Raw genomic sequence first — 21,013 nt, 5'->3', positions numbered from 1 at the left:
ATGAGCCAGGCGGCCCAGAATCTGAACTGGTTGATCACCAACTTCGTGGACAACACCCCCGGGGTGTCCCACACCGTCGTCGTGTCCGCCGACGGGCTTCTGCTGGCGATGTCCGAGGGATTCCCACGCGACCGTGCCGACCAGCTGGCGGCCGTCGCGTCCGGGCTCACCTCGCTGACCGCGGGCGCCTCGAGGATCTTCGAGGGCGGCCGGGTGTCCCAGACGGTCGTCGAGATGGAGCGGGGATTCCTCTTCCTCATGTCCGTCTCGGACGGCTCGTCCCTCGCCGTGCTCGCACACCCGGAGTGCGACATCGGCCTCGTCGGCTACGAGATGGCGCTCCTCGTCGACCGCGCGGGCGCGGTCCTGACGCCCGACCTGCGCGCCGAACTCCAAGGCAGTCTGCTCCACTGACCGTCCCCGGTACCACCCCCCTCACGAAATCACCGTCCGGCCGCCACCATCCCCCCACCGGCCTCGACGGACGGCACGACTGACCGAGACATGCTGTCCCGCCCGGAGGATTCATGACCCCGCCCACCGCCTCTCATGACCCGTACGCGGAGCCGTACGGGGATGAGGGCGACCAGCCGCTGGTGCGTCCTTACGCGATGACCGGCGGCCGGACCCGGCCGCGCTATCAGCTCGCCATCGAGGCGCTGATCACCACCACGGCCGACCCGGCAGCGCTCATGGGGCTGCTTCCCGAGCACCAGCGCATCTGCCACCTCACCCGTGAGGTGAAGTCGGTCGCGGAGGTCTCGGCGCTCCTGGCCATGCCGCTGGGCGTGGCGCGGATCCTCGTCGCGGACCTCGCCGAGGCCGGTCTGGTGGCCATCCACCAGCCGGGCGGCGATGAGAACAACGGCGGCGCACCTGACGTGACGCTGCTCGAAAGGGTGCTCAGTGGACTTCGCAAGCTCTGACGGAGGCCGGGCCACCACCTCCGCGAAGATCGTGGTGGCGGGCGGCTTCGGCGTGGGCAAGACCACGTTCGTGGGCGCCGTCTCGGAGATCAACCCGCTGCGCACGGAAGCCGTGATGACGTCCGCGAGCGCGGGCATCGACGACCTCACCCACACCGGGGGCAAGACCACCACCACGGTGGCCATGGACTTCGGCCGCATCACGCTCGACCAGGACCTGATCCTCTACCTGTTCGGCACTCCGGGCCAGGACCGGTTCTGGTTCATGTGGGACGACCTGGTGCGTGGCGCGATCGGCGCGGTGGTGCTGGTGGACACGCGCCGGCTGGCGGACTGCTTCCCGGCGGTGGACTACTTCGAGAACAGCGGCCTGCCGTTCGTCGTCGCCCTCAACGGCTTCGACGGTCAGCAGCCGTACCAGCCGGAGGAGGTGCGCGAGGCGCTGCAGATCGGTCCGGACACCCCGATCATCACCACCGACGCACGGCACCGGTCGGACGCCAAGAGCGCTCTGATCACCCTGGTGGAACACGCGTTGATGGCGCGTCTGCGGTAGCACTCCCGGCGCTGCCCTACGGCAGCCGTCGTAGGCGGATCGGAGCCGGCTGTGGCCTTTGACACGGCCGGCTCCGGTGTTCATAACGTTTCGGCAGAGGAATCGGGTGGTACGGCCACGCTTCGCGGTCGTCCGGTCTCACTGCGCTCCCGCGAGCCCCGCCATTTGGCGGGGCTCGCGCTGTTTGACCGTTTTATCTAGGGCTTACATCCCAAGGATTCGTGCCCTACCGGTGTTTGGAGGAGCGCAGGCCGACGTGCTGGAATGCCTGAACTGCCCAATAGTCAATGACGTACTCATGGTCGATGGCTGACCGGGCTCTGAGACACTGCGGCACGACGAAGGTGCCGACCGCCGAGAGGTTGTTGGTCGAGTGAGGCGAAGCAAGAAAAGTCCCGAGCCGGCGGCGCGGGGCAACTTCACCCCGCCGCCGCGCGGAGCGGCGACCGCCCCTGTGCCCGGCTCGGAGCCGACGGCCGCACCCGCCAAGAGCGGTGGTCGTCTCTCCCCGCGCAACTGGCGCGTGCCGACCCGGCTGAACGCCATCCTGCTCATACCCGTGCTGGTCGGCCTGGTCATGGGCGGCTTCCAGGTGAAGACGTCGATCGACACCTGGCAGGAGGCGCTGGACGCGGAGAAGACCGCGAAGATCGTGGCCGCCGCCGGCGAGTACGCCGAGGCCCTCCTCAACGAGCGGGACGTGTCCGCCGAGCCGCTCCTGCAGAACAAGAAGGACAGCGAGGTCGTCAAGAACGCCCGCGCCGTCACCGACGAGAAGGCCAAGGCCTTCCACGCCGAAGTCGTCGGCATGCCGGACAAGCCGGGCCTCAAGCGCAGGCTGAACCTTGTCGAGGAAACCGAACCACAGCTCGCCAAGGTGCGCGCGGCCGCCTACACCGCGAAGTCCGACCCGGTGCAGACCGAAGAGGGTTACGTCGCCGTCGAGCACCTGCTGATGGAGTTCTCCAACGAACTCGGTCTGGGCACCGGCAACATCACCGCTTACGGCCGCACGGTCTACGCCATCGCCCTGGCCAAGGGCGCCGAGTCGCTCCAGCGTTCGATCGGCATGCACCTGCTGGTGCGGCCGAGCCCCGAGGAGAAGACCTTCACCCGCCAGGTCACCGCGTTCACCTCGTACGCGTACCTGGAGCAGATCGCGCTCCAGGAGTACGTGTCCGGCGGCACCACGGCGGATGCCAACCGGCTGCAGCAGGTCCTGCAGCAGAAGCAGGCCGAGGGCCAGCAGCTGGCGGCCGACGCCAAGGCCAAGGCGGAGGCCGCGGGGCGGAACTACGTCCCCGCGCCCCCCATGAAGGACATGATCGGGGCCATCGGTAGTGGCCAGAAGCCCTCCGACCTCGCCGACCAGGGCATCACCGCCCAGGCGTGGATGGGGGCCGCCACGCTGAAGTTCCAGGCCTACAGCCAGGTCGAGAAGGAACTGATCGACCGCGCGGTGAGCGACGCCGGGGACATCGCCTCCGACGCCCGCCGTGACGCCATCGTCAACGGCAGCATCGTCATCGTCGCCCTTCTCGCCGCCTTCATCATCGCCAGTCTCATGGCGCGGCAGATGAGCCAGTCGATGCGCCAGCTGCGCAACGCCGCCTTCGGGGTCGCCGAGCAGCGGCTGCCGATGCTGGTCGACCAGCTCTCCCGCACCGACCCCGGGCGCGTCGACACCCGGGTCGCCCCGATCCCGATCACCACCACCGACGAGATCGGCGAAGTCGCCCGCGCCTTCGACCAGGTCCACCGCGAGGCCGTCCGGCTCGCCGCCGAACAGGCCCTGCTGCGGGGCAACATCAACGCGATCTTCACCAACCTCTCGCGCCGCAACCAGTCCCTGATCGAGGGCCAGCTGACCCTGATCACCGACCTGGAGAACAACGAGGCCGACCCGGACCAGTTGGAGAACCTCTTCCGCCTGGACCACCTGGCGACCCGTATGCGGCGCAACGGCGAGAACCTCCTCGTCCTCGCCGGCGAGGAGCCCGGCCGCCGCTGGGACCAGCCGGTCCCGCTGGTCGACGTGCTGCGCGCCGCCTCCTCCGAGGTGGAGCAGTACGAGCGCATCGAGCTGTCCGGCGTCCCGGAGGCCGAGATCCACGGCCGTGCCGTGACCGACCTCGTGCACCTGCTCGCCGAGCTGCTGGAGAACGCGACGACGTTCTCCTCCCCGCAGACCAAGGTCCGCGTCACTGCGACCCGTCTGCCCGACGGCCGGGTGATGATCGAGATCCACGACAAGGGAATCGGCCTGACCGCCGAGGACTTCGCGGACATCAACCACAAGCTGGCCAACCCGCCGACCGTCGACGCCGCGATCTCCCAGCGCATGGGCCTGTTCGTGGTCGGCCGGCTGTCCGACCGGCACGGCATCCGGGTCCAGCTGCGCCCCTCGGGCGAGCAGGCCGGCACCACCTCGCTGGTCATGCTGCCGGACGCGATCACTCACGGCGGCGGCGGCGAGCAGCCCGCCGAGCGCGACGAGTTCACCGTCTCGCAGATCATCCCGGAGCAGAACTTCGGCGCCGAGGACTTCAACAACGGCGTGCCGATGCGCACCGCGGCCGAACTCGGCTTCGACGACAACGCCTACCCCTCGGTCCCCGACGACCTGCGCGACCTGGACCCCGTGGGCCGTTCCCTGATGCGCGAGGAGCGCCGTGCGGCCCTGGAGTCCCAGCCGCACGAAGAGCAGCAGCCGCAGTCGCAGCAGCAGCGCGCCCCCGAGTCGCCCGCCTACGGCGAGAACTTCGGCCAGCCGCAGCAGCAGTCCTACGACGCCCCCCAGAACGGCTTCGCCGGTGCGCAGGGCGGCTACGACGCCGGCGCCAACGCAGCCACGGGGTACGCTGAGCAGCCCTCGGCCTACGACCAGCAGACGCCGTACGGCGAACAGCAGCGCCAGGCGTACGAGGACCCGTACCTCACGTCGAACGGTCAGGCGCCCCAGGGCGACGCCTTCTCGGCGGGCGACGGCTTCTCGACGGGCGGCGGTGCGCCGCACAACGGCGGCTACGCCCAGAACGGCGGCTACCCGGACTCCGCGTACGCGGAGCCGGCGCAGGACGAGCGTTCCGCAGGCCGCGCCGACGCCGCCGACGGCTTCGGATCCTACGAGGAGCAGTCCTACCAGGACGACTGGCCGCAGCAGAGCGGTTACCGCAACGGTTACCCGGACCAGTACGCTCCGGAAGCGGAATCCGCGCAGGCCGCTGACGCAGGTGAGCAGGACCGCGTAGGCTTCGACCGTCCGGGTCCGGCCGCCTCCTCCGCTCCCACGATGACCGACGCCGGGCTGCCCCGCCGCGGATCCATCGCGGCGGCGAGCGGTTCGAACGGCTCTCGCCCCGTGAACCAGGAAGCGCCGGCCACCACTTCGGAGGGCGACGGCGGGGGCGACGACAGCTGGCGTTCGGCGAACGACGCGCGCTGGCAGCAGGCCGCCTCGCTCCGCAAGCCCAAGGCGGGTGGGGTCACCTCCTCCGGTCTGCCGCGACGTGTGCCCAAGGCCAATCTGGTCGAGGGCACCGCCGAGAGCACCCCCCAGGGAGGCCCCCAGGTCTCCCGCGCCCCGGAGGACGTCCGAGGCAGGCTGAGCAACCTGCGTCGCGGCGTACAGCGCGGGCGCAACGCAGGCAGTGAAACGAACGGCCAGGGCCTCGGTCCTGACAGCACCTACAACCAGGAGCGTTAGTGTGAGCCCGATGAGCCAGGCGGCACAGAACCTGAACTGGTTGATCACCAACTTCGTGGACAACACCCCGGGGGTGTCCCACACGGTGGTGGTCTCCGCCGACGGACTCCTTCTGGCGATGTCCGAAGGCTTCCCCCGCGACCGCGCCGACCAGCTCGCGGCCGTCGCCTCCGGTCTGACGTCTCTGACGGCAGGCGCCTCCCGCATCTTCGAGGGAGGCAGTGTGAACCAGACGGTTGTGGAGATGGAGCGGGGATTCCTCTTCATCATGTCCATCTCCGACGGTTCCTCGCTCGCGGTTCTCGCCCACCCGGAGGCGGACATCGGCCTCATCGGGTACGAGATGGCCCTCCTGGTGGACCGTGCCGGTACGGTTCTGACGCCCGACCTTCGTGCGGAGCTCCAAGGAAGCCTTCTCAACTAACAAACGGACGGTGCGTTTTGGCGTCCCGAGGCCGTAGGGTTTCGGGACGCGGCTTCCACATGAACGGGTGCCAGGCACAGTCGGAGGAGGAGAGAAAGTGGCAACACCCCCAGGCGGTTCACATTCGGGCAACTGGTCGTACGGCCCTGCCCAGGGTCAAGGCGACGGTTCCCAGAACCCGAACCGTTACAACTTCCCCTCCGCCCCGAGCCAGCAGCGGCCGTACACGCCCCAGGGTCCGCAGGGTCCCGGGCCGTCCCCGTACGACCGGCCGCACTCGCCGCGCATCCAGCCCGTGCAGCCGCAGCGCCGTCCCGAGCCGGCGCCCGCCGGGGCGTCGAACAACCCCCTGGTGCGTCCGTACGCCATGACCGGCGGCCGGACGCGCCCGCGCTACCAGCTCGCCATCGAGGCGCTGGTGCACACCACTGCGCAGCCGCACCAGATGCAGGGCCAACTGCCCGAGCATCAGCGGATCTGCAATCTGTGCCGTGAGATCAAGTCGGTGGCCGAGATCTCGGCCCTCCTGACCATCCCTCTCGGCGTGGCCAGGATCCTCGTCGCCGACTTGGCGGAGGCGGGACTGGTCGCCATCCATCAGCCCGGCGGCGACGAGAACGCCGGCGGCCAGCCAGACGTGACACTGCTCGAAAGGGTGCTCAGTGGACTTCGCAAGCTCTAGCGGCGGTCCTTCCCGCTCCACCACCTCAGCGAAGATCGTGGTGGCGGGTGGCTTCGGCGTGGGCAAGACCACGTTCGTCGGGGCCGTCTCGGAGATCAACCCGCTGCGTACCGAGGCCGTCATGACGTCTGCTTCGGCAGGCATCGACGACCTCACCCACACCGGAGACAAGACCACCACGACGGTGGCGATGGACTTCGGCCGTATCACCCTGGACCAGGACCTGATCCTGTACCTCTTCGGTACGCCCGGCCAGGACCGCTTCTGGTTCATGTGGGACGACCTGGTACGCGGCGCCATCGGCGCGATCGTGCTCGTGGACACCCGCCGTCTCGCCGACTGCTTCCCCGCGGTCGACTACTTCGAGAACTCGGGTCTGCCGTTCGTGATCGCCCTCAACGGCTTCGACGGCAACCAGCCGTACAACCCGGACGAGGTGCGCGAGGCGCTGCAGATCGGTCCGGACACCCCGATCATCACGACGGACGCGCGGCATCGCGCTGACGCCAAGTCGGCGCTGATCACTCTCGTGGAGCACGCCCTCATGGCTCGCTTGCGTTAGCGGGCGTGCGGCCACCGGGCTGCCCCTGACGGTTGTACGCCGTCTGCGGGCAGCCCGTGGTTGGTCGCGCAGTTCCCCGCGCCCTCCAGGCAACGACGAGAAGGGCCCCTCGAAAGAGGGGCCCTTCTCGTCGTTGCCGGAAAGGCTCAGCGCCAGCTGTGGGGGGCGCGGAAGCCGTTCTCGCGTTCCAGGCGGCGCCAGCCGGCCCTGGGGCGGCCGCGGTGGGTCGGGGTGGGCTCGGAGGTCCGGGCGGCGGCGCGGGCCAGGAGGATCGCCGTGATGGCGGCGACTTCCTCGGGCTCGGCGTGGCCCTTCTCGACGCGGATGTCAGGCGGGTTCATGAAAGTGAGTCTCCGTGGAAGAGGTTTCCGCTGTGGTGTCGCGGAGCGTCCGCTGGGTTACTGCGGGGGGTTGCCGTGCTTGCGCGAGGGCAGGTCGGCGTGCTTGGACTGGAGCATCGCCAGCGACCTGACGAGCACCTCGCGGGTCTCGGCGGGGTCGATGACGTCGTCGACGAGGCCGCGCTCGGCCGCGTAGTACGGGTGCATCAGCTCGGACTTGTACTCCTTGACCATGCGGGCCCGCATGGCTTCGGGGTCCTCGGCCTCGGCGATCTGACGTCGGAAGATGACGCCCGCGGCGCCCTCGGCCCCCATGACGGCGATCTCGTTGGTGGGCCAGGCGAAGGTCAGGTCGGCGCCGATCGACTGGCTGTCCATGACGATGTAGGCGCCTCCGTACGCCTTGCGCAGGATCAGGGAGATCCGGGGCACGGTCGCGTTGCAGTAGGCGTAGAGGAGCTTCGCGCCGTGGCGGATGATTCCACCGTGCTCCTGGTCGACGCCGGGGAGGAAGCCGGGGACGTCCAGAAGGGTGACGATCGGGATGTTGAAGGCGTCGCACATCTGCACGAATCGGGCGGCCTTCTCGCTGGCCTCGATGTCGAGGACGCCGGCGAGGGCCTGCGGCTGGTTGGCGACGATGCCGACGACCTGGCCGTCCAGGCGGGCCAGCGCGCAGATGATGTTGCGCGCCCAGCGCTCGTGGACCTCCAGGTACTCGCCGTCGTCGACGAGCTCCTCGATGACCTTGGCCATGTCGTACGGGCGGTTGCCGTCCGCCGGGACCAGGTCGAGCAGGGCCTCGCCGCGCCGCTCGGCGGGGTCGGAGCACTCGACGCGGGGCGGGTTCTCGCGGTTGTTCTGCGGGAGGAGCGAGAGGAGGTAGCGGACCTCCGCGATGCAGGTCTCCTCGTCGTCGTACGCGAAGTGGCAGACGCCGGAGGTCTCCGCGTGGACGTCGGCGCCGCCGAGGCCGTTCTGCGTGATCTCCTCGCCGGTGACCGCCTTGACGACGTCCGGGCCGGTGATGAACATCTGCGAGGTGTCGCGGACCATGAACACGAAGTCGGTGAGGGCGGGGCTGTAGGCCGCGCCGCCCGCGCACGGGCCGAGCATCACGCTGATCTGCGGGATGACGCCGGACGCCTTGGTGTTGCGCTGGAAGATGCCGCCGTAGCCGGCGAGCGCGGAGACGCCCTCCTGGATGCGGGCGCCGGCGCCGTCGTTGAGGGAGACCAGGGGCGCGCCGGCCGCGATGGCCATGTCCATGATCTTGTGGATCTTCGTGGCGTGGGCCTCGCCCAGCGCGCCGCCGAAGATGCGGAAGTCATGGGCGTAGACGAAGACCGTGCGGCCCTCGACCGTGCCCCAGCCGGTGACGACGCCGTCGGTGTACGGCTTCTTCGCCTCCAGGCCGAATCCGGTCGCCCGGTGCCGGCGCAGCTGCTCGACCTCCTGGAAGGAGCCCGGGTCCAGGAGCAGTTCGATGCGCTCCCGGGCGGTCAGCTTGCCCTTGGCGTGCTGCGCCGCCGTCGCCTTCTCGCCCGGCCCGGCCAGGGCCTGCGCACGGATCTCGTGCAGCTCGGCCACGCGCCCGCGCGCGTCCGTCGGCTCGGCGGTCGGCTCACCCGTCGTCTCTTCCAAAACGGTCATGTAGCGACCTTACGAAGAGCACCAAGGAAAGGGAGACGTCGACTCCGTACAGTCTCCGACCCGTTTTCCTGGTGCCCCTGAACAGAACCGGGGTGGCTTGCAGGCGTTCGGACTGCTCAGAGGGCCGGGCGGTTGTAGAGGTCGCACAAAGCCGGGCGGTGAGACGCCCTTCACACGGACCGGCGCGTCGGCTGACCCGTCGGAGTGACGCGCCATGAGTGCGCGCCGGGCGGGAGCCCTCGGGCGGGGAGTGTACGTGGCCGGATCGCCTCCCTTGTGCGGCGGGCGCGGGGTTCTCATACTCCAGGCAGGTTTGACCTGCCCATGCCAACCCCCCACATGGAAGGCATCACGGTGAAGAGAATCCTCACGGCGCTCAAGAGATGCGCCACGATCGGCGCCGCCGCCCTCGCGATCGTCAGCCTCCAGCCCGTCTCGGCCGCACAGGCCGCCCCCTCCCCCGTCGTCGGCGGCACCCGCGCCGCACAGGGGGAGTTCCCGTTCATGGTCCGGCTCTCCATGGGCTGCGGCGGCGCCCTCTACACCCAGCAGATCGTGCTCACGGCGGCCCACTGCGTGGGAGCGACCGGCGCCAACACGGGCATCACCGCCACCGCGGGCGTCGTGGACCTCCAGTCCACCTCGGGCCGCGTCCAGGTGCGCTCCACGTACGTGTACCGCGCCCCCGGCTACAACGGCGACGGCAAGGACTGGGCGCTCGTCAAGCTCGCCCAGCCGATCAACCTGCCGACGCTGAAGATCGCGTCGAGCGCGCAGTACAACACCGGCACCTTCACCATCGCCGGCTGGGGCGCGGCCCGTGAGGGCGGGGCCCAGCAGCGCTATCTGCTCAAGTCGACCGTGCCGTTCGTGAGCGACGCCATCTGTCGGTCGTACAGCGGCTACAGCGGTCTGATCGCCAACGAGGAGATCTGCGCCGGCTACGCGGCAGGCGGCGTCGACACCTGCCAGGGCGACTCCGGCGGTCCCATGTTCCGCCGCGACGCCGACAACGCCTGGATCCAGGTCGGCATCGTCAGCTGGGGCATCGGCTGCGCCCGGGCCGACGCGCCCGGCGTCTACACCGAGGTCTCCACCTTCGCCTCGGCGATCGCCTCGGCGGCCGCCTCCCTCTGACGGGGCGTGCGACATCGGCGGGCACGGCGCATCCCGCGCCGTGCCCGTCGGCGGGTCACGCGGCCGCCGGTCTCAGAAGCCGCCGCCGAAGTCCCCGCCGCCCCCGAAGTCGCCTCCGCCGCCGAAGTCGCCCCCTCCGAAGCCTCCGCCGAAGTCACCGGGGTCGAAGTCCGCGCCGGAGACGTCGCCGCCCTCGTAGCCGCCGCCGAAGTCGCCGTACCCGGAGCCGTAGTCGGCCGCGTAGGTGGGGGTGGCCATCATGCTGCCGAGCAGGGTGCCGACCAGCAGGCCGGGCAGGATGCCGCCGCCGAAGTAGCCGCCCGCCCAGGGGCCGTAGGCCGGGCCGGCCTCCCAGTAGGGGCGGCGGCCCCAGTCGGTGTCGACCTCGCGGATCACCGGGTCGCGGCCGTCCGCCAGCCGGGTGGCGTCGGCCGCGCAGACCGGGACCTCGCGCGGGGCCCCGCCGGGCGGCGTCCAGGCCGCGTCGGCGACCGAGGGGCCGTGCCGCGGGTCGAAGAAGCAGGGCGGGCGGCGCTCGGGCAGCGGCCGGCCGGAGCGGCGGGCGGCGAGGACGGCCAGGGAGAACCGGCCGTCCTCCAGGGCCTCGGTGACGACCCGCACGTCCTCCGGTGCGGTCGCCGCCGCCATGGCCGTCTTGGCCCGGTCATAGGCGTCGAGGGCGCTCTCGTAGTCGGCGCGCATCGCGTCGTCGGCCTCGGGGGCGGCCGGCTGGAAGTCGAGCCGGTCGAGCTCCTCGCCGAAGGCCGTGATGTCCTCGTCGACGACGACCCTGAGGCGGTCGAGGGCGGCCCGCTGCTCCTCCGCCCGGCGCCTGCGGTTGCGCCGGACGACGGAGTACGCGCCCGCGCTGCCGGCCAGCAGGACCGCGCCCGCGGTGATCAGCGCGGTGGTGGAGACCGCGCCGCCCCCGGAGGACGGGCTCCAGCTCGCGGGAGCGGAGCCGCCCATGTCGGCCAGCGCGCGGTCGGTGAATTCGTTCAGCTGGTCGCGGGCTCCGCTCACGTCACGGACGCTCGCGACGAGGTTGCGCACGGCGGTGTTCGGCAGCACCGAGGAGTCGGCGCGGGCGTCGAAGCGGTCGCCGAGGCGAATCGCGTACAGGCCGGTCACGCCGGTGGCGGTGCGCAGGTCGGTGAAGAGGCCCGCGGTCGGGTAGCCGGCCGGCAGGACGGCGACGAACACCGGCTTGTCGGCGTCCTCGATCTTCTTCTGCAGCGCGTGCGCGTCGGCCGGGGAGAGCTGGCCGGAGGCCTCCCGGTCGACGTACACCGGGCTCTCGCGGAGCGCCTCGGCGATCGTCGCCACGCTGGTGACGGCGGGGGCGGCGGACGTGCGCGGGGCACCCGCCGCCAGGAGGCTCAGGGCGGCGAGCGCCAGCGCGACCAGCAGTCCGGCGAAGCCTCGGGTCGATCGTGCGACCTTCATACTTCGACGCTACCCGAACCGCGCGCAAAGGGGTCCTTGCACTATGAGCGTCCGATCAGGGCGCGTGGTCCGGTGCCGTGCATCGCAAGGCGCCGGAGTCCTCTGGTAGCGGCCCTACCAGAGGACTCCGGCAACGCGGCGGGGTGCGGTGCCAGGCCGCGCGCCCCGGACGGGCACAGTGCGAGGACCGCTCAGGACATACGACCGATGTCCCCGTCGGTGGAGGGCTCCGCCGGCTCGACGCCCGCCCGCAGCAGGCCGTACGTGTACGCGTCCTCCAGCGCCTGCCAGGACGCGGCGATGACGTTCTCGGCGACGCCCACCGTGGACCACTCCCCCGCCCCGTCCGACGTCGAGATCAGGACGCGGGTCGTGGACTGGGTGCCGTGGACCCCTTCCAGGATGCGCACCTTGTAATCGACCAGGTCGAGCTTGGCGAGCTCGGGGTAGATCTTCTCCAGGGCCACCCGCAGCGAGCGGTCGAGCGCGTTGACGGGGCCGTTGCCCTCCGCGGTGGCGACGATGCGCTCGCCCTTCGCCCACAGCTTGACCGTGGCCTCGTTGGCGTGGGTGCCGTCGGGGCGGTCCTCGACGATGGCGCGCCAGGACTCGACGGCGAAGTACTTCAGCGGCCGGCCCTCGAGCTCGGCGCGCAGCAGGAGTTCGAAGGAGGCGTCGGCCGCCTCGTACGTGTAGCCCTCGAGCTCGCGTTCCTTGACCCGCTCGACCACCCGGCCGACGAGTTCCCGGTCGTCGCCGAGGTCGACGCCGAGTTCCTTGCCCTTGAGCTCGATCGAGGCGCGGCCCGCCATGTCGGAGACCAGCATCCGCATGGTGTTGCCGACCAGTTCGGGGTCGATGTGCTGGTACAGGTCCGGGTCGACCTTGATCGCGGAGGCGTGCAGGCCCGCCTTGTGGGCGAACGCGGAGACGCCCACGTACGGCTGATGCGTGGAGGGCGTGAGGTTGACGACCTCGGCGATCGCGTGCGAGATGCGGGTCGTCTCGCGCAGCCGGCCCTCGGGCAGGACCTTCTTGCCGTACTTCAGCTCCAGGGCGGCGACGACGGGGAAGAGGTTGGCGTTGCCGACCCGCTCGCCGTACCCGTTGGCCGTGCACTGGACGTGGGTCGCGCCCGCGTCCACCGCGGCGAGCGTGTTGGCCACCGCGCAGCCGGTGTCGTCCTGGGCGTGGATGCCGAGGCGGGCGCCGGTGTCGGCGAGGACGGTGGAGACGACCGCCTGGATCTGCGCGGGGAGCATCCCGCCGTTGGTGTCGCACAGGATGACGACGTCGGCGCCGGCGTCGGAGGCCGTCCGTACGACCGCCTTGGCGTAGGTGGGGTTGGCGCGGTAGCCGTCGAAGAAGTGCTCGCAGTCGACGAAGACGCGGCGGCCCTGCTCGCGGAGGAAGGAGACGGTGTCGCGGACCATCTCCAGGTTCTCCTCGAGCGTGGTGCGCAGCGCGAGTTCCACATGGCGGTCGTGGGACTTGGCGACCAGGGTGATGACGTCCGCGCCCGAGTTCAGGAGCGCCTTGACCTGCGGGTCCTCGGACGCCTTGCCGCCGGCGCGGCGGGTCGCGCCGAAGGCGACGAGCCGGGCGTGCCGGAAGTCGATCTCCTGCCGGGCGCGGGCGAAGAACTCGGTGTCACGGGGGTTGGCGCCGGGCCAGCCGCCCTCGATGAAGCCGACGCCGAAGTCGTCCAGGTGCCGTGCGATCGCGAGCTTGTCGGCGACGGTGAGGTTGATGCCCTCGCGCTGGGCGCCGTCGCGCAGGGTGGTGTCGAAGACGTGGAACGAGTCGTCGAGCTCGCTGGTTGCCGTCTCGGTCATGGTCTCAAGGCTCCTGTTGTGGATCTTCGGTCTTACCGGAATGACCGGCTCCACCGTCCCCCCAGAGGGTCCCTCGCACCTCGCTCCCGGCTGAAGGTGGGCCGGGAAAACGAAAGACCTCTCGCGGGTGCGAGAGGTCTGCGCGCGGGTCGAGGACGACGATGGCCACCCGTACCTGGTCGTACGTGGCGGTCACTGCGGACCGGCGCGCCTGCTGCCAATAATCGTGGCGAACGAGAGCACGGGGGAAGTCTGGCACAAGCCTCCCCCGCGCTCACCGACCGTCTCAGGATGCGGTCGCCCGACGGTCGGTCATCGGGACGGCGTCACCCGGGGCGCCGCCCGGGGCGCTCCCGGGCGGGCGGCTCAGCCCAGCTCGTGCATCCAGCCGTGCTTGTCCTCGGCCGTTCCCCGCTGGATGTCGAGCAGCGCCCGGCGCAGCTTCATGGTGACCTCGCCGGGGCGCCCGTCGGACTGCTTCCATTCGGCGCCGGTGCGCTTGACGGTGCCCACGGGGGTGATGACCGCGGCGGTGCCGCAGGCGAAGACCTCGGTCAGCTCGCCGCTCTCGGAGTCGCGCTGCCACTGGTCGACGGAGACGCGGCCCTCCTCGGCCCGGTAGCCGAGGTCGCGGGCGACGGACAGAAGGCTGTCGCGGGTGACGCCTTCGAGGATGGAGCCGGTGAGGGACGGCGTGACGATCCGGTCGCCGTAGACGAAGTAGAGGTTCATCCCGCCGAGCTCCTCCACCCAGGTGCGCTCGACCGCGTCCAGGTAGCAGACCTGGGCGCAGCCGTGGGCCGCGGCCTCGGCCTGGGCGAGGAGGGAGGCGGCGTAGTTGCCGCCCGTCTTGGCGTCGCCCATGCCGCCGGGGACGGCGCGGACGTAGTCCTCGGAGACCCAGATCGAGACGGGCTCGACGCCGCCCGGGAAGTAGGCGCCGGCCGGGGAGGCGATGACGATGAAGAGGTACTCGTTGGCGGGCTTGACGCCCAGGCCGACCTCGGTGGCGATCATGAAGGGGCGCAGGTAGAGGGATTCCTCACCGCCGTGCGCGGGCACCCAGTCCTTGTCCTGGGCGACCAGCGCGTCGCACGCCGCGACGAAGGTCTCCACCGGCAGCTCGGGCATGGCGAGGCGGCGGGCCGATCGCTGGAAGCGCTTGGCGTTCTGGTCGGGGCGGAAGGTGGCGACCGAGCCGTCGGGGCGGCGGTAGGCCTTGAGGCCCTCGAAGATCTCCTGGGCGTAGTGCAGGACGTTGGTGGCCGGGTCGAGGGGGATCGGCGCGTACGGAACGAGCTGGCCGTCGTGCCAGCCGCGGCCCTCGGTCCACTTGATCGTCACCATGTGGTCGGTGAAGTGGCGGCCGAAGCCGGGGTTCGCCAGAGCCGCCTCGCGCTCGGCGGCGGCGAGCGGGTGCGCGGAGGGCTTGAGCTCGATCGTGGGCGTCGTCATGAGTGGGTGTCCTTCACCGGTTGTAGTGACGGGCCGCGCTCACGCCCCGCACGGCCGGTGGCCAGTGCTAGGACGTCCGAGCATTCCCTCATTCCGCGGCTCCGCGTTCGATTGTCTCAAGCGGGGTGCCATGGAGGAAAACGGCGTGAATGCGGCCCGGGATGATGGTGTCACCCGACGGCGGACATGCGGAAGCCGCCGGGCGCGGAGGCGACCCGGCGGCTGCGTGCAAGCTGCGTGCGGCCCGGGTCAGCCGGCTACGCGTACGGCGAGCGCGTCGCCGATCTCGGAGGTGGAGCGGGCGGGCTTGCCGGTGCGCTCGGCGAGGTCGGCCGAGACGGCGTCCTCGATGCGGCCGGCCTCGGCGTCGTAGCCGAGGTGGCGCAGGAGGAGCGCGACGGACAGGACCGTGGCGGTGGGGTCGGCCTTGCCCTGGCCGGCGATGTCCGGGGCGGAGCCGTGGACCGGCTCGAACATGGACGGGAACTCGCCGGACGGGTTGATGTTCCCGGAGGCGGCCACGCCGATGCCGCCGGAGACGGCCGCGGCGAGGTCGGTGATGATGTCGCCGAAGAGGTTGTCGGTGACGATGACGTCGAAGCGCTCGGGCTGGGTGACCAGGTAGATGGTCGCCGCGTCCACGTGCATGTACTCGGTGGTGACCTCGGGGAACTCCGCCGCGACCTTGTTGAAGACGTTCGTCCACAGGTGGCCGGCGAAGGTCAGCACGTTGTTCTTGTGGATCAGCGCGAGCTTCTTGCGCGGGCGGGCCTGGGCGCGGGCGAAGGCGTCGCGGACCACGCGCTCGACGCCGAAGGCCGTGTTGACGGACACCTCGGTGGCGACCTCGTGCTCGGTGCCCTTGCGGATCGTGCCGCCGTTGCCGGTGTAGGGGCCCTCGGTGCCCTCGCGGACGACGACGAAGTCGATCTGCGGCTCGCCGGCGAGCGGGGTGGCGACGCCCGGGAGCAGTTTCGACGGACGCAGGTTGACGTGGTGGTCGAAGGCGAAGCGGAGCTTGAGCAGGAAGCCGCGCTCCAGCACGCCGGAGGGGACGCTCGGGTCGCCGATCGCGCCGAGCAGGATGACGTCGTGCCGCTTGAGTGCGTCGAGGTCGGCGTCGGTGAGGGTCTCACCGGTGGCGTGGTAGCGCTGGGCGCCGAAGTCGTACTCCTTGGTCTCCAGCTTCACATCCTGCGGGAGGACGGCGGAGAGGACCTTGAGGCCTTCGGCCACGACTTCCTGGCCGATGCCGTCACCGGGGATCACTGCGAGATCGATGCTGCGAGACATGCGGGCACCCTACTCCTCGTCCCATGGGATGACACGGATCGTCCGGCATACGGACAGCCGATGCGGGGTGAACCGGACGCGGATTCCCTCGTTCGCCGGACGGCCGTCGGGGCGTACGGGGAGGCTGGGCGGCATGGAGACACCGGACGTCGGCATTCCGCCTCGGCTCGCGGAGCGGATGAGCATGGCGGAGCAGTACGAGTACCTGTGGAGCGCGCACCGGCGGGCGAGGCCGTCGCGCCGCCGGGCGCTGGCGGGCGCCGGGGCGCTGGCGGGCTCGGTCGCGGGCGGGCTCCTCACCGGATGCTCGCCGGCCGCGCCCGCGCCGCGGCCCACAGCCGGGGAGATCGCCGGCCGCGACGTCGTCCCCTTCGGCCGCCATCTCTCCTTCGGCGCCGACCCGCGCACCCGGATGCGGGTCTCCTGGCAGGTGCCCGCCCCGGTGCGCCGTCCGTACGTCCGCCTCGGCGCCCGCCCCGACGCGCTGGGCGCGAAGGCCGAAGCCGAGGTGCGCCCCCTGTACACGCCCGGGGTCCAGGGTGTGCGCCCGGCCGTGGAGCAGTACTACGTGCACGCGGCCCTGGACGATCTGCTGCCGGGCACGACGTACTACTACGGCGTCGGCCACGACGGTTTCGACCCGGCCGCCCCGGAGCACCGCGCCTCGATCGCCTCGTTCCGCACGGCGCCGGCCCGCCCGGAGCGGTTCGTCTTCACCGCCTTCGGCGACCAGGGCGTCGGCCGGGGCCCGGTCGCGGTCAACCGGCTGCTGGCCCGGGAGCGGCCCGCGTTCCATCTGCACGCCGGCGACATCTGCTACGCGGACGGCGCCGGGCAGGGCGCGCGGTCGGACGGCTACGACCCCTTGGTGTGGGACGCGTTCTGGCGGCAGAGCGAGCCGGTGGCGCGCTCGACGCCGTGGCTGGCGACCACCGGCAACCACGACATGGAGGCCTGGTACTCCCCCGACGGCTACGGCGGCCTCCTCGCCCGTTTCTCCCTCCCCGACAGCGGCCTCGCCCCGCGCACGACGCCGGGCGCGTACTCCTTCGTCTACGGCAACGTGGGCGTGGTGGCGCTGGACGCGAACGACGTGTCGTACGAGATCCCCGCGAACCTGGGGCGGACGGGTGGCCGGCAGACGGCCTGGCTGCGGCGGACGCTGGTCGCGCTGCGGGCGGCCGACGACGTGGACTTCGTCGTCGTCTTCTTCCACCACTGCGTCCACTCCACCTCGACGCACGCCTCCGACGGCGGGGTGCGCGACGCGTGGCTGCCGCTGTTCGAGGAGCACCGGGTGGACCTGGTGATCAACGGTCACAACCATGTGTACGAGCGCACGGACGCCGTGAGGGACGGCGGGGTGGGCCGGCCGGTGCCGGTCGGCGGCTCGGCCGATCCCGCGCGGGACGGAACCGTGTACGTGACGGCGGGCGGCGGCGGCCGGGCGCTGTACGGGTTCGGGGCGGGCGTGGCGGAGAGCTACGAGGGGCACGTCACCCGCCACCGGGAGATCGACAGCTTCCGGTGGACCCGGTCCGGGGAGCGGGCGGCGGAGACGGTGGAGTGGTCGCGGGTGCGCTACCGCGGCTTCTCGTTCCTCGCGGTGGAGGCGGTCGCGGGTCCGTCACCGCGGCTGACGGTGTCGGCGCGCGCGGCGGACGGCGCGCGGATCGACCGGTTCGAGGTGCGGCGCGGAGCCTGAGGTCCCGTTCGGGCTCCGCGCCGCACCCTCGACGGGCGCGGCTCCCGGCGGGCGGCTCCCGGTTCAGGAGGGGCGGGCGGGCTGAGGGGGCGTCAGTGGCCCGTCTCGCCGCCGTTGTCGCGGCGGTCGAGGGCGCGCTGGAGGGCGGCGGCGGCGTTCTTGCGGTCGGACTCGCTCGTGCGGGAGACGCGGCGGACTCGGCGGCGGACGGTCGTCTCGGCCATGGGGAATCGACTCCTTCTCACAGGACAGGGAGCACGGCAGGGGGTACGAGACGCCGGATGGGCGGGGAGCGCCGGCCGCAGGGGTTGCCTGCACGGGGCCTGGCTCACGACCGCCATTCGCTGGATCGAGCGAGACGTTCGGCTCCTACAAAGTTAAGCGAGGAGCGCGCACCTGTCTCCACAATTACTCGGACTTCCTACTATCTGAGACGGCGAAGGGCCGGCCAGGGGGCGGACGCCCCCCGGACCGGCCCGTTCGACGGGGCGTCAGCCCATGTGCGGGTAGGTGTAGTCGGTCGGCGCGACCAGCGTCTCCTTGATGGCGCGGGTCAGGGTCCAGCGCGTCAGGTTCTGCGGGGCGCCGGCCTTGTCGTTGGTGCCGGAGGCGCGGCCGCCGCCGAAGGGCTGCTGGCCGACGACGGCGCCGGTGGACTTGTCGTTGATGTAGAAGTTGCCGGCCGCGTAGCGCAGCTTCTCCATCGTGTACGCGGCGGCGGCGCGGTCACCGGAGATGACCGAGCCGGTCAGGGCGTAGTCGGAGGCCGACTCCATCTGGGTCAGCATCTCGTCGTAGCGGTCGTCCTCGTACACGTGGACGGCGAGGATCGGGCCGAAGTACTCGGTGGTGAACACCTCGTTGTCCGGATCGGTGCACTCGATGACGGTCGGGCGGACGAACCAGCCGACGGAGTCGTCGTAGCTGCCGCCGGCGACGATCGTGCAGGACGGGTCGTCCTGGGCGCGGTCGATGGCGGCCTTGTTCTTGGCGAAGGCGCGCTCGTCGATGACGGCGCCGATGAAGTGCGAGAGGTCGGTGACGTCGCCCATGGCGATGTGGTCGACCTCGGCGGCGAACTCCTCACGGAAGCCGTCGTTCCAGATGGACGCGGGGATGTAGGCGCGGGAGGTTGCCGAGCACTTCTGGCCCTGGTACTCGAACGCGCCGCGGGTCAGCGCGGTCTTGAGGACGGCGCGGTCGGCGCTCGGGTGGGCGACGACGAAGTCCTTGCCGCCGGTCTCGCCGACCAGCCGCGGGTAGGAGCGGTACTTCTCGATGTTGGCACCGACCGTCTTCCACAGGTACTGGAAGGTCTTGGTCGAGCCGGTGAAGTGGATGCCGGCGAGGTCGCGGTGGTTGAGGGCGACCTCGGAGACCTCGATGCCGTCGCCGGTGACGAGGTTGATGACGCCCTTGGGCAGGCCCGCCTCCTCCAGCAGCCGCATCAGCAGCACGGCGGCGTGGGTCTGCGTCGGGGACGGCTTCCACACGACGACGTTGCCCATCAGCGCCGGGGCGGTGGGCAGGTTGCCCGCGATGGCCGTGAAGTTGAACGGCGTGATCGCGTAGACGAAGCCCTCCAGCGGGCGGTGGTCCAGCCGGTTCCACACGCCCGGGGAGTTGGCCGGGGGCTGCTCGGCCAGGATCTGGCGGGCGTAGTGGACGTTGAAGCGCCAGAAGTCGACGAGTTCGCAGGGGGTGTCGATCTCGGCCTGCTGGGCGGTCTTGGACTGGCCGAGCATGGTGGAGGCGGCCAGGGTCTCGCGCCAAGGGCCGGCCAGCAGTTCGGCGGCGCGCAGGATGATCGCGGCGCGGTCGTCGAAGGACATCGCGCGCCAGGCGGGCGCGGCGGCGAGGGCCGCGTCGATGGCGTCCTGCGCGTCCTGCTCGGTCGCGTTGCGGTAGGTGCCGAGGACGGCCTTGTGGTTGTGCGGCTGCACCACCTGGAAGGCGTCGCCGCCGCCCATCCGCTTCTCGCCGCCGATGGTGCACGGCAGGTCGACCGGGTTCTCGGCCAGCTCCTTGAGCTTGACCTCCAGCCGGGCCCGCTCGGGCGAGCCGGGGGCGTAGCCGTGCACCGGCTCGTTGACGGGGGTGGGGACCTGGGTCACAGCGTCCATGGGTTCCTCTACTCCTTACTGAGCGGTGTTACGAGCGGGGTGGTGCGGGGGGCGGGGTGTCGCCGGCGGGGTGGTGCGGGCTCAGCCCTTGGTGACCATGCTCCGCACGAAGAAGCGCAGGTTCGCCGGCTTCTCCGCGAGGCGGCGCATGAAGTAGCCGTACCAGTCGGTGCCGTAGGCGGTGTAGACGCGCATGCGGTGGCCCTCGGCGGCGAGCCGGAGGTGTTCCTCGCCGCGGATGCCGTACAGCATCTGGAACTCGTATTCGTCGAGCTTGCGGCCGGCGCGCCGGGCCAGTTCCTGGGCAATGGAGATCAGGCGCGGGTCGTGCGACCCGATCATCGGGTACCCCTCGCCCTCCATCAGCGTCCGCAGTACGCGGACGTACGCCTTGTCGATCTCGCGCTTGTCCTGGTGGGCGACCTCTGCGGGCTCCTTGTACGCGCCCTTCACCAGGCGGACGCGGCTGCCGCTGCCGGCGAGGCGGCGGGCGTCGGCCTCGGTGCGGAAGAGGTAGGCCTGGATGACGCAGCCGGTCTGCGGGAAGTCCTTCCGCAGCTCCTCGTGGATGGCGAACATCGAGTCGAGGGTGGTGTGGTCCTCGGCGTCGAGGGTGACGGTGGTGCCGATGGCGGCGGCGGCCTCGACGACCGGGCGGACGTTGGCGAGCGCCAGCTCGTGACCGCCGGGGAGCGCCTGGCCGAACATCGACAGCTTCACGGACATCTCGACGCGCTCGCCGAGCTCCAGCCCGGCCAGCCGGCCGATCAGGTCCAGGTAGGCGTCCCGGGCCGCGGCGGCCTGCTCGGGCGTGGTGATGTCCTCGCCGACGACGTCCATCGTCAGCTCCAGGCCACGGGCGGTGAGCTCGCCGATGATGGGGAGCACGTCGTCGACGGTCTCGCCCGGGATGAAGCGGTCGACGACCTGCTTGGTCACCGGGGCCGCCGAGATCAGACGACGCATCCGGTCGCTGCGCGACGCGGCGAGAATCACGGGACCCAGCACGGGGCACCTCCACATACCAACCCACACGAGGCCGTTCCCGACGATCCGGGACGGCACGGAGAACCACCGTGAAACCTAAGGATCCCTCCGATCGTCTGCCATCGACAGCTGTCACGCATCCGTGCCGCGGATCTCAGACAGATGTATGAAGGGTCGCGCGC

General features: G+C 71.0%; 18 protein-coding genes. 9 read left to right on the top strand and 9 right to left on the bottom strand.

Translation table 11 applies throughout. The annotated features are described in order from the left end of the window. The 7 genes from ACIOC0_RS36025 (at window position 1) to ACIOC0_RS35995 (ending at window position 6,856) form a co-directional block, all read left to right on the top strand. Window positions 1–414, top strand: coding sequence for a roadblock/LC7 domain-containing protein (locus tag ACIOC0_RS36025; protein WP_130443512.1), 414 nt, complete (start codon window positions 1–3; stop codon window positions 412–414). A gap of 113 nt (window positions 415–527) precedes the next feature. Then, window positions 528–926, top strand: coding sequence for a DUF742 domain-containing protein (locus ACIOC0_RS36020; RefSeq protein WP_130443210.1), 399 nt, complete (start codon window positions 528–530; stop codon window positions 924–926). Further along, window positions 907–1,482 carry a GTP-binding protein gene (locus ACIOC0_RS36015; RefSeq protein ID WP_402160451.1) on the top strand — a complete coding sequence of 192 codons (576 nt, stop codon included), beginning with the start codon at window positions 907–909 and terminating at the stop codon, window positions 1,480–1,482. Before ACIOC0_RS36020 ends, ACIOC0_RS36015 begins: the two co-directional genes overlap by 20 nt. 373 nt (window positions 1,483–1,855) lie before the next feature. Then, entirely contained in the window at window positions 1,856–5,188 is a 3,333-nt protein-coding gene (locus ACIOC0_RS36010; protein WP_402160449.1) for a nitrate- and nitrite sensing domain-containing protein, read from the top strand. 10 nt (window positions 5,189–5,198) lie between these two features. Then, on the top strand, window positions 5,199–5,612 hold the full coding sequence (locus tag ACIOC0_RS36005; RefSeq protein ID WP_004983065.1) for a roadblock/LC7 domain-containing protein: 414 nt from the start codon (window positions 5,199–5,201) through the stop codon (window positions 5,610–5,612). 97 nt (window positions 5,613–5,709) lie between these two features. Continuing rightward, window positions 5,710–6,294 carry a DUF742 domain-containing protein gene (locus tag ACIOC0_RS36000; protein WP_402160446.1) on the top strand — a complete coding sequence of 195 codons (585 nt, stop codon included), beginning with the start codon at window positions 5,710–5,712 and terminating at the stop codon, window positions 6,292–6,294. Continuing rightward, window positions 6,275–6,856 carry an ATP/GTP-binding protein gene (locus ACIOC0_RS35995; protein ID WP_026248371.1) on the top strand — a complete coding sequence of 194 codons (582 nt, stop codon included), beginning with the start codon at window positions 6,275–6,277 and terminating at the stop codon, window positions 6,854–6,856. Before ACIOC0_RS36000 ends, ACIOC0_RS35995 begins: the two co-directional genes overlap by 20 nt. Window positions 6,857–7,002: 146 nt before the next feature. Here the strand turns inward: ACIOC0_RS35995 and ACIOC0_RS35990 are convergent, their stop codons facing one another. Next, window positions 7,003–7,197 carry an acyl-CoA carboxylase subunit epsilon gene (locus ACIOC0_RS35990; RefSeq protein ID WP_130443216.1) on the bottom strand — a complete coding sequence of 65 codons (195 nt, stop codon included), beginning with the start codon at window positions 7,195–7,197 and terminating at the stop codon, window positions 7,003–7,005. Between the two features lie 57 nt (window positions 7,198–7,254). Continuing rightward, window positions 7,255–8,850, bottom strand: a complete 1,596-nt coding sequence (locus tag ACIOC0_RS35985) for an acyl-CoA carboxylase subunit beta (RefSeq protein ID WP_402160443.1) — start codon at window positions 8,848–8,850, stop codon at window positions 7,255–7,257. A gap of 354 nt (window positions 8,851–9,204) precedes the next feature. On the opposite strand from ACIOC0_RS35985, the gene ACIOC0_RS35980 reads away from it, so the two are divergent. After that, window positions 9,205–9,987, top strand: coding sequence for a S1 family peptidase (locus ACIOC0_RS35980; protein ID WP_402160441.1), 783 nt, complete (start codon window positions 9,205–9,207; stop codon window positions 9,985–9,987). Between the two features lie 72 nt (window positions 9,988–10,059). On the opposite strand, the gene ACIOC0_RS35975 is transcribed toward ACIOC0_RS35980, so the two are convergent. The 4 genes from ACIOC0_RS35975 to ACIOC0_RS35960 form a co-directional block, all read right to left on the bottom strand. Continuing rightward, window positions 10,060–11,433 (bottom strand): hypothetical protein, encoded by a 1,374-nt coding sequence (locus ACIOC0_RS35975; protein WP_402160439.1) that lies wholly within the window; start codon window positions 11,431–11,433, stop codon window positions 10,060–10,062. A 191-nt stretch (window positions 11,434–11,624) separates the two neighbouring features. Further along, window positions 11,625–13,268 carry a citramalate synthase gene (gene cimA / locus ACIOC0_RS35970; RefSeq protein WP_402160436.1) on the bottom strand — a complete coding sequence of 548 codons (1,644 nt, stop codon included), beginning with the start codon at window positions 13,266–13,268 and terminating at the stop codon, window positions 11,625–11,627. Window positions 13,269–13,634: 366 nt separating this feature from the next. Further along, window positions 13,635–14,723 (bottom strand): branched-chain amino acid aminotransferase, encoded by a 1,089-nt coding sequence (locus ACIOC0_RS35965; RefSeq protein WP_402160433.1) that lies wholly within the window; start codon window positions 14,721–14,723, stop codon window positions 13,635–13,637. 249 nt (window positions 14,724–14,972) lie between these two features. After that, window positions 14,973–16,016, bottom strand: coding sequence for a 3-isopropylmalate dehydrogenase (locus ACIOC0_RS35960; protein ID WP_351338370.1), 1,044 nt, complete (start codon window positions 16,014–16,016; stop codon window positions 14,973–14,975). Between the two features lie 133 nt (window positions 16,017–16,149). On the opposite strand from ACIOC0_RS35960, the gene ACIOC0_RS35955 reads away from it, so the two are divergent. After that, window positions 16,150–17,721, top strand: coding sequence for a purple acid phosphatase family protein (locus tag ACIOC0_RS35955; RefSeq protein WP_402160430.1), 1,572 nt, complete (start codon window positions 16,150–16,152; stop codon window positions 17,719–17,721). A 92-nt stretch (window positions 17,722–17,813) separates the two neighbouring features. On the opposite strand, the gene ACIOC0_RS35950 is transcribed toward ACIOC0_RS35955, so the two are convergent. The 3 genes from ACIOC0_RS35950 to ACIOC0_RS35940 form a co-directional block, all read right to left on the bottom strand. Beyond that, a complete protein-coding gene (locus tag ACIOC0_RS35950; protein ID WP_130443230.1) occupies window positions 17,814–17,945 on the bottom strand; it encodes a hypothetical protein in 132 nt (43 codons plus the stop codon). Between the two features lie 267 nt (window positions 17,946–18,212). Further along, on the bottom strand, window positions 18,213–19,844 hold the full coding sequence (gene pruA, locus ACIOC0_RS35945; protein ID WP_402160427.1) for an L-glutamate gamma-semialdehyde dehydrogenase: 1,632 nt from the start codon (window positions 19,842–19,844) through the stop codon (window positions 18,213–18,215). A gap of 81 nt (window positions 19,845–19,925) precedes the next feature. Continuing rightward, window positions 19,926–20,852, bottom strand: coding sequence for a proline dehydrogenase family protein (locus ACIOC0_RS35940; RefSeq protein WP_402160424.1), 927 nt, complete (start codon window positions 20,850–20,852; stop codon window positions 19,926–19,928). Between the last annotated feature and the right edge of the window lie 161 nt (window positions 20,853–21,013).

This window comes from Streptomyces sp. NPDC088254 (genome assembly GCF_044740925.1).
Lineage (GTDB): Bacteria > Actinomycetota > Actinomycetes > Streptomycetales > Streptomycetaceae > Streptomyces.
The sequence above is the reverse complement of the archived record's forward strand: the minus strand, read 5'-3'. Positions and strand labels throughout refer to the sequence as shown.